Annotated in this window: 6 protein-coding genes; 4 read left to right on the top strand and 2 right to left on the bottom strand. The window is 70.9% G+C overall.

Annotated elements, in window-relative coordinates; genetic code table 11:
- Nucleotides 1-1,412 precede the first annotated feature (1,412 nt).
- A complete protein-coding gene (locus tag ACYVIO_RS37960) occupies nucleotides 1,413-2,075 on the bottom strand; it encodes a hypothetical protein (RefSeq protein WP_460655833.1) in 663 nt (220 codons plus the stop codon).
- Between the two features lie 235 nt (nucleotides 2,076-2,310).
- The gene (locus ACYVIO_RS37955; RefSeq protein WP_460655832.1) at nucleotides 2,311-3,279 is read right to left on the bottom strand and encodes an ABC transporter substrate-binding protein; all 969 of its coding nucleotides are present in this window, start codon (nucleotides 3,277-3,279) and stop codon (nucleotides 2,311-2,313) included.
- A 128-nt stretch (nucleotides 3,280-3,407) separates the two neighbouring features.
- Here ACYVIO_RS37955 and ACYVIO_RS37950 point away from each other — a divergent pair, with 128 nt between their 5' ends.
- The 4 genes from ACYVIO_RS37950 to ACYVIO_RS37935 are packed head-to-tail and all read left to right on the top strand — an operon-like array spanning nucleotide 3,408 to nucleotide 6,912.
- Nucleotides 3,408-4,403, top strand: coding sequence for a FecCD family ABC transporter permease (locus ACYVIO_RS37950; RefSeq protein ID WP_460655831.1), 996 nt, complete (start codon nucleotides 3,408-3,410; stop codon nucleotides 4,401-4,403).
- Entirely contained in the window at nucleotides 4,400-5,458 is a 1,059-nt protein-coding gene (locus ACYVIO_RS37945) for a FecCD family ABC transporter permease (protein ID WP_460655830.1), read from the top strand. The genes ACYVIO_RS37950 and ACYVIO_RS37945 overlap by 4 nt, the downstream gene beginning before the upstream one ends.
- 3 nt (nucleotides 5,459-5,461) lie before the next feature.
- Nucleotides 5,462-6,238 (top strand): ABC transporter ATP-binding protein, encoded by a 777-nt coding sequence (locus tag ACYVIO_RS37940; protein ID WP_460655829.1) that lies wholly within the window; start codon nucleotides 5,462-5,464, stop codon nucleotides 6,236-6,238.
- A complete protein-coding gene (locus ACYVIO_RS37935; protein ID WP_460655828.1) occupies nucleotides 6,235-6,912 on the top strand; it encodes a (2Fe-2S)-binding protein in 678 nt (225 codons plus the stop codon). Before ACYVIO_RS37940 ends, ACYVIO_RS37935 begins: the two co-directional genes overlap by 4 nt.
- The last annotated feature ends 43 nt before the right edge of the window (nucleotides 6,913-6,955 follow it).

Raw genomic sequence — 6,955 nt, 5'->3', positions numbered from 1 at the left:
CTGGACCCGATGGGCCTCACCCACCCCCACCACCAACCGCCCACGGCAGCAGCACCCGCCCGACAGCACCACCGCCCCAAGCCCTTCGCGCTAAGCCGAGCCGTTTCAGCAACCGCCGACCGACCCCCACTACTGATCAACCTCCCCGCCACGCCGCAACACGCCTGCTCCACACCGCGGCACGCCGGCTTGATCAGTGGTGGCCGTCGCCAGCCCCGGCCAACCACCGCACCGGCAGCCCACCCCGCGCGGCACCCCCGCCCACCCCCAATAGCACCGACTGCCCGCCGCGCCACGGACGTCCACCACCGGCGGCCGACCACCGAACTACCCGCCGCGCTTGTATCGCGTCCACCCGCCGGTGGCATCGGCTGCCTGCTACCGCACGGACGTCGACCACCGGCGGCCGACTACCGAACTACCCGCCGCGCTGGCACCGCGCCCACTGCTGATGGCATCGGCTACCTGCTACCGCACGGACGTCCACTACAAGCAGCCGACTACCGAACTACCCGCCGCGCTGGCAGCACGCCCACTGCTGATGGCACCGGCGGCCTGCTACCGCACGGGCGTCCGCCGCAGGCGCCCAACCACCGAACCTCGCCGCGCCTACCCCCGCGCACCCCTGATGGCACCAGCAGCCCGCCGCCGCACGGAGCACCGCCATCGGCCGACCACCCGCCGCGCCGGCACCACCGGCCGGCGACCGCACGCCCACCGCCAGCGGCCGACCACCGAATTACCCGCCGCGTCGGCGCCCCGCCCACTGCCGATGGCACCAGCGGTCTGCCGCCGCTTGGACGTCGGCCACCGGCTGTCGATCACCGAATCACCCGCCGCGCTGGCAGCACGCCTATCGCCGATGGCATCGGCGCCCTGCCACTGCACGAATGTCCGCCACCGGTGGCCGACCACCAAACCACTCGCCGCGCTGGCACCGCGACCGTTGCCGATGGCGCCGGCGGTCTGCCACCGCACGGGCCCCCACCGCCGACGGCCGACCACAGCGCCGGCGGCCCAGACGCCTGCCCCCGCTCCGGCAGGCCGACGCATCCGCCACCGCGCCGGCAACCTCGCCACCGGATGGCTCGTCCGACACTCGCCTGTCCTGGCCTCGCGAAGGGACGGCATCGGACCCTGCGGCCCATCCCCAGACCTGCGGGGGCGGTGGGAGTCGGGTGGGTGCGGCTTGCCCCGGGATCCGTTCAGTGGTGGGAGTCGGGTGGGTGCGGCTTGCCCCGGGATCCGTTCAGTGGTGGGAGTCAGGCGGGTGCGGCTTGCCCCGGGATCCGTTCAGTGGTGGGAGCCAGGCGGGTGCGGCTTGCCCCAGGATCCGTTCAGTGGTGGGAGCCAGGCGGGTGCGGCTTGCCCCCCGACCCGTTCAGTGGTGGGAGTTGGGCGGGTGCGAGTGGCTAGGCCGCGGGTGGCTGCTCGATTGGCACTGGGCTCCAGCGGGGCTGGGTGTTGGCGAGGTCTTCGTGGCCGCCTTCGCGGAGTTGGTTGGCTAGTTCTACTCGGGCGGCTCGGACTGCGGTTACTGCCTCGTCGGCGGTTGGGTACGGGCCGGACCAGTTGCAGACTGCGTTTCCTGCGTACCACTCGCCTGTGGGGGACTGGCGGACGTGGGAGGCGGCGAGGCGGTCGGCGGGGTAGGTGTCGCCTCGGTCTGCGGCTAGATGGACGACTGCGTCTACAGCGACGACGTCCGCGGTGAGGTCGAGTTTGGGCTGGAGGCGGACGGCGTCGGTGAGGACGAACTCGTAGCCATCGGGCGCCAGGGTGCTGAGCCAGGTGAAGGCTTCCAGTGCGGTCTGGTGGAGGAGCTCGGCGTTGGCCGGGTCGGCGAGGGTGTGGACGCCGACGAGGCGCGTGTGGGTCGGGCGGAGCTCGTTCTGCCAGAGGCGGACCTGCAGTTCCGCGCGTCCGTCGAGGCGCCGGCCGAGGATGCGCGCGAGACCGACGACGTCGAAGTTCAGCTCGTCCGGCGTACGACGTCGCCCGGGCTCCAGCGGCGCACCGACCGCCGTACCGGACGTCGTCCAAGGCCCCACATGCCACCGCTCGAGCACAGTCACCCGACCGAGATTATCGCCCGCTCCACACCCGCCACGCGCGCCCGCTCCACATCCGCCACGCGCGCCCGCTCCACACCCGCCACGCGCGCCCGCTCCACATCCGCCACGCGCGCCCGCTCCACACCCGCCACGTGCGCTCGCTCCACACCCGCAACGCGTACCCGCTCCACACCCGCCACGTGCGCTCGCTCCACACCCGCCACGCCCCGCTCGCTTGAACGCGACGGCACCAAAGCTAGCTCTTGGCTGGTGCCGGTACGTCGAAGGTCTTGGCGAGGTCGGTCAGGATCACCCACGCGCCCTGCAGCCCGACGGCCGTCATCCACGTGATGTCGGGGACCTCGTGCACCTTCGGCGCGAGCGGCGTCCACAGTGGGTTGTTCTTGAACTGCTCAGCGGTCTTCTTGCTGAGGCCCTTCTCGTCGGCGTACGTCGCGACGAAGATCGCGTCCGCGTCGGCGTCCTTAATCCGTTCGGCGCTGATCTCGGCGGCGAAGTCCTCGACGTCCTGCGACTTGGGACGCTTCAGTCCGGCGTCCTTCAGCACGATCCCGGAGAAGCTCGCGTTCTGGTACAGCCGGGTCGGCCCGTCGACGAACCGCACCACCGAGATCGTCGGGTTCGAGGCCTTGGCGTTGATCGCCGCGCCGACCGTCTTGGCCGCGGTCTGGTAGGACGCCAGCTCCTTCTCGGCCAGGGCCTCCTCGCCGAGCGCCTTCGCGGTCAGCCGGATGTTGTCCTTCCAGGTCGGCCCGGTGGTCTCCGACATCACCGTCGGCGCGATCGCCTTCAGCTGCTCGTACTGCTTCTCGTGCCGCACCTTCGCGGTGATGATCAGGTCCGGGTTCAGCGCGGCGATCTTCTCGAGGTTCGGCTCGGCCAGCGTGCCGACCGACTCCGACTCCTTGCCGTACGTCGTCCGGTCGTCGCCCAGGTACTCCGGCAGCTCGCCGTTGATCGTGCGGTAGTCGGTGTAGCCGACGACCGGGGTGTCGAGGATCAGCGTCGCGTCGACGAAGCTCGCGTCCAGCGCGACGACCCGCTTCGGCTTCGCCGGGATCTCGGTCGAACCCATCGCGTGCTCGACGGTCCGCGGGAAGCCGGCCCCACCCGAAGCGGCTGGATCGTCCTTGTCAGACGACCCACACCCGGCCAGCGCCAGCGCGCCCACCACCAGAACAGCACCCAGACGGCGGATCCCCACAAGCACTCCCCAGAACGTTCGGTACGCGACAGCAGCACCCTACGTCACCCAGCTAAGGCTCCCCTAACCTTTTCCACAGGACCAAAATCACGCTCGCGGATCGGTAAGGCTCACCTAAGATCACCCGGGTGAGGTTTCGGGTGTCGCGGCCGGTGGCCTTGCTGCTGTTGCTGCTGCTCGTCGTGCTCGCGTTCGGCGCGAGCCTCGCGCTCGGCTCCCGCTGGCTCGGTGCGGACGCGGTCGTGAAGGCGTTGTTCGAGCCGTCCGGTTCCGACGCCGACGTGATCGTCCGCGACCTGCGCTTCCCGCGCACGGTCGTCGCCGTGCTGATCGGCTCGTGTCTCGGCATCGCCGGCGCGCTCATGCAGGGCCACACCCGCAACGCCCTCGCCGAGCCAGGCATCTTCGGCGTGAGCTCCGGCGCCGCGCTGGCCGTCGTACTGGGACTGCAGCTCGGCGTCGCCGACTCCATCCGTACGACGGTCTGGTTCGCTCTGGTCGGCGCGCTCGCCGCGACCTTCGGCGTCCAGCGGCTGGCGACGCGGGGGAGTGGTGCGACTCCGGTCGGCCTGGCCCTGACCGGCGCCGCAGTGGCCGCTCTGCTCGGTGCGTTCACCTCAGCGATCGTCCTGCTCGACGCGGACACGCTCGACTCGTACAGGTTCTGGGCTGTCGGTTCGGTCGCCGGACGCGGCCTGGACGTCGCAGTGCAGGTGCTGCCCTTCGCCGTCGTCGGACTGCTGCTCGCAGTGGTCAACGCGCGCGACCTGGACCTCCTGGCGCTGGGCGACGACGTGGCTGCCGGGCTAGGCCTGTCCATCCGGCGAGCGCGCTTCGTCGGGCTGCTCGCCATCGGTCTGCTGACGGCCGCAGGTGTCGCTGCCTGCGGCCCGATCGCCTTCCTCGGCCTGCTGGCCGGTCACGTCGCCCGCAGGCTCTTCGGCGCCCGCAACATCTGGCTCATCCCAGCAGCGGGTCTCACCGGTGCAGCCGCGCTGATCCTCGCCGACCTGGTCGGTCGGCTGGTCGGTGGAGCCGGCGAGGTGCAGGCGGGCGTCGTACTGGGTCTGGTCGGTGCACCGCTCTTCGTCCTGGTCGTACGACGCCGGGCGGTGGCCCTGTGACCACAGCAGCCAAGCCGCAGACAGCAGTCAAGCCCCGCACGGCAGTCCTCGCCGCAGCCTTCGCCATAGCAGCCGTCGCAGTCGCACTGGTCTCCCTGAGCATCGGTACGACGAGACTCCCACTGGCCGACGTAGTCGAGGTCCTGCTCGGCGGAGGTCGCCACGGCACCCGCCTGGTCGTGCTGGAACTCCGCATGCCCCGCGTAGCGACCGGACTGCTCGTCGGCATCGCGTTCGCCGTGTCCGGCGCACTCCTGCAGACCCTGTCCCGCAACGCCCTGGCCAGCCCGGACATCGTCGGCGTCAACTCCGGTGCCTCGGCCGCAGCGGTCACCGTGATCGTCCTGGCCGGTACGGGCGGCGGCAACATCTCCGGCGTCGCCGCGAAGGTCGGCATCCCACTGGCCGCGGTGCTGGGCGGTCTGCTCGCCACCACGATCGTCGGCCTGCTCTCGATCCAGCGTGGTGTCGTCGACGCCGGCCGGGTCGTCCTGATCGGTGTCGGCATCGCAGCAGCCGCGAACTCCTTGGTGGCTTGGCTCCTGGTGATCGGTGACGTCACCGACGCTGGCAGGGCCGCTGCGTGGCTGGCGGGTTCGCTCAACTCCCGGACGTGGAGCGACGCGGTCCCGGTCGGTCTGGCCGCCCTGGTGCTGCTGCCGGTCGCCCTGACCTTCAACCGCAGCCTGGAAGCGCTCGTACTCGGCGACGACGTCGCCTCGTCGCTCGGCGTACGAGTGTCTCGCGTCCGGATCGCTCTGCTGGTGATCGCGACCGTCCTGGCCGCCATGGCGACCGCCGGCGCCGGTCCGATCGCCTTCGTCGCGCTGGTCGCGCCGCAGATCGCCCAGCGGCTGGCCCGGGCAGAGCGGCCGCCGCTGATGACCACGGCGATGCTCGGCGCGCTCTTCGTCACTGTGGCCGACCTGATCGCGCGGAACGGCCTGGAGTGGTTGCAGGTCGGTCCGTACGAGCTACCGGTCGGCGTGGTCACCGCCGCCTGCGGAGCGCCGTACCTGATCCAGCTCATCGGCCGTCAGCAGAAGGGGCGCTGAACCGTGCACGTCGAGAACCTCACCCTGGCGTACGGCGCTGACGAGCCGGTCGTGGCCGGACTCAGTCTGGAGGTGCCAGCCGGCCAGGTGACCGCTGTGGTCGGGCCGAACGGCTCCGGCAAGTCCACACTGCTGCGGGGGATGAGCAGGCTGCTCAAACCGAGCAGCGGCCGAGTCCTGCTCGACGGCAAGGACATCCACGAGCTCCCGGCGCGTGAACTGGCCCGGCAGCTCGGCGTACTGCCGCAAGGCCCGGTGACTCCGGAGGGGATCACCGCAGCCGAGCTGGTGTCGCGTGGTCGGCACCCGCATCGCGGTCTGTTCGCCCGGCTCACTCCGGAGGACCAGCAGGCGATCGAGGACGCGCTGGACGCCGTAGAGCTCGCTGAGCTGCGGGACCGCCCGGTGGACCAGCTGTCCGGCGGCCAGCGGCAGCGGGTGTGGATCGCGATGGTCCTTGCCCAGGGCACACAGCACCTGCTGCTGGACGAGCCGACGACGTACCTGGACCTCGCGCACGCCGTCGACGTGATGAACGTCGTCCACGCGGCCGCACACACCTCCGGGCGCACAGTGGTCACCGTGCTGCACGACCTGACCCTGGCCGCCCAGTACGCCGACCACCTGGTCGTCATGGGTGAGGGCAAGATCGCCGCGCAGGGCCGCCCGGTCGACATCCTCAGCGAGCAGCTCCTGGCCGACGTGTTCGGGCTGCGCGCCACGGTGGTCGAAGTCGGCGGGGCCCCTGTCGTCGTACCCGACCGTAGGCTGGCGCTATGACCTACACCGCGAGCCGCCTCGCGGACCTGCTCGACGGGGAGATGGAGTGGCTGTCGGTCCGGGCTGCTGACCAGGTGCCCGGTCCGGAGTGGATCCACTGCGGCCCCCTGCTGCGGGACCAGCTGGCAGGCGCCGACCCGACGTACGGGTGGCGGAAGGTGCTGCAGGACGAGTACGCCGAGGAGTACTCGATCGAGCCGCCCGTCCGGGTCGCCGCGATGTTCGTGCTCATGTGGTACGTCTCGGTGCCGTCCATCGTGGCCGGACTGTCCACTGCGTTGACCGGTGTCTCGCCGGACGTGTCACCGGACGCACTGGCGTTCCGGCGCCACCCGACTGCCCACTACCCGGTGGAGGTCGCGCTGCTGTCGGATCGGGTCGTCACGACCGGCGAGGCCGTGCAGCAGGTCGAGAGCCACACCAGGGCGTTCACGGACAGCTACCAGCCAGGCGTGAAGCTCAGCTCGCGTCAGCGACTCGGTGCGATCAGCGACGAGCTGCGGGCCGCCGTGCAGATGCCCGAAGAGGCACTGCACGCGGTCGCCGCGGCCGAGGCGTTCAGGCTCGACCTGGACCAGACGATGCGGACCTCGTGCTGCTTCGTGTACGCGTTGCCGAATACGAATCCATGCAGCACTTGCCCGCGGATTTCCGGCGTGAAACTGCCGATCTGAGGGCCGGCGGCAGAAAACTGTCGGTGCCGCCGGGCACGCTGGA

Source organism: Kribbella endophytica, from assembly GCF_054781295.1.
The sequence above is the reverse complement of the archived record's forward strand: the minus strand, read 5'-3'. Positions and strand labels throughout refer to the sequence as shown.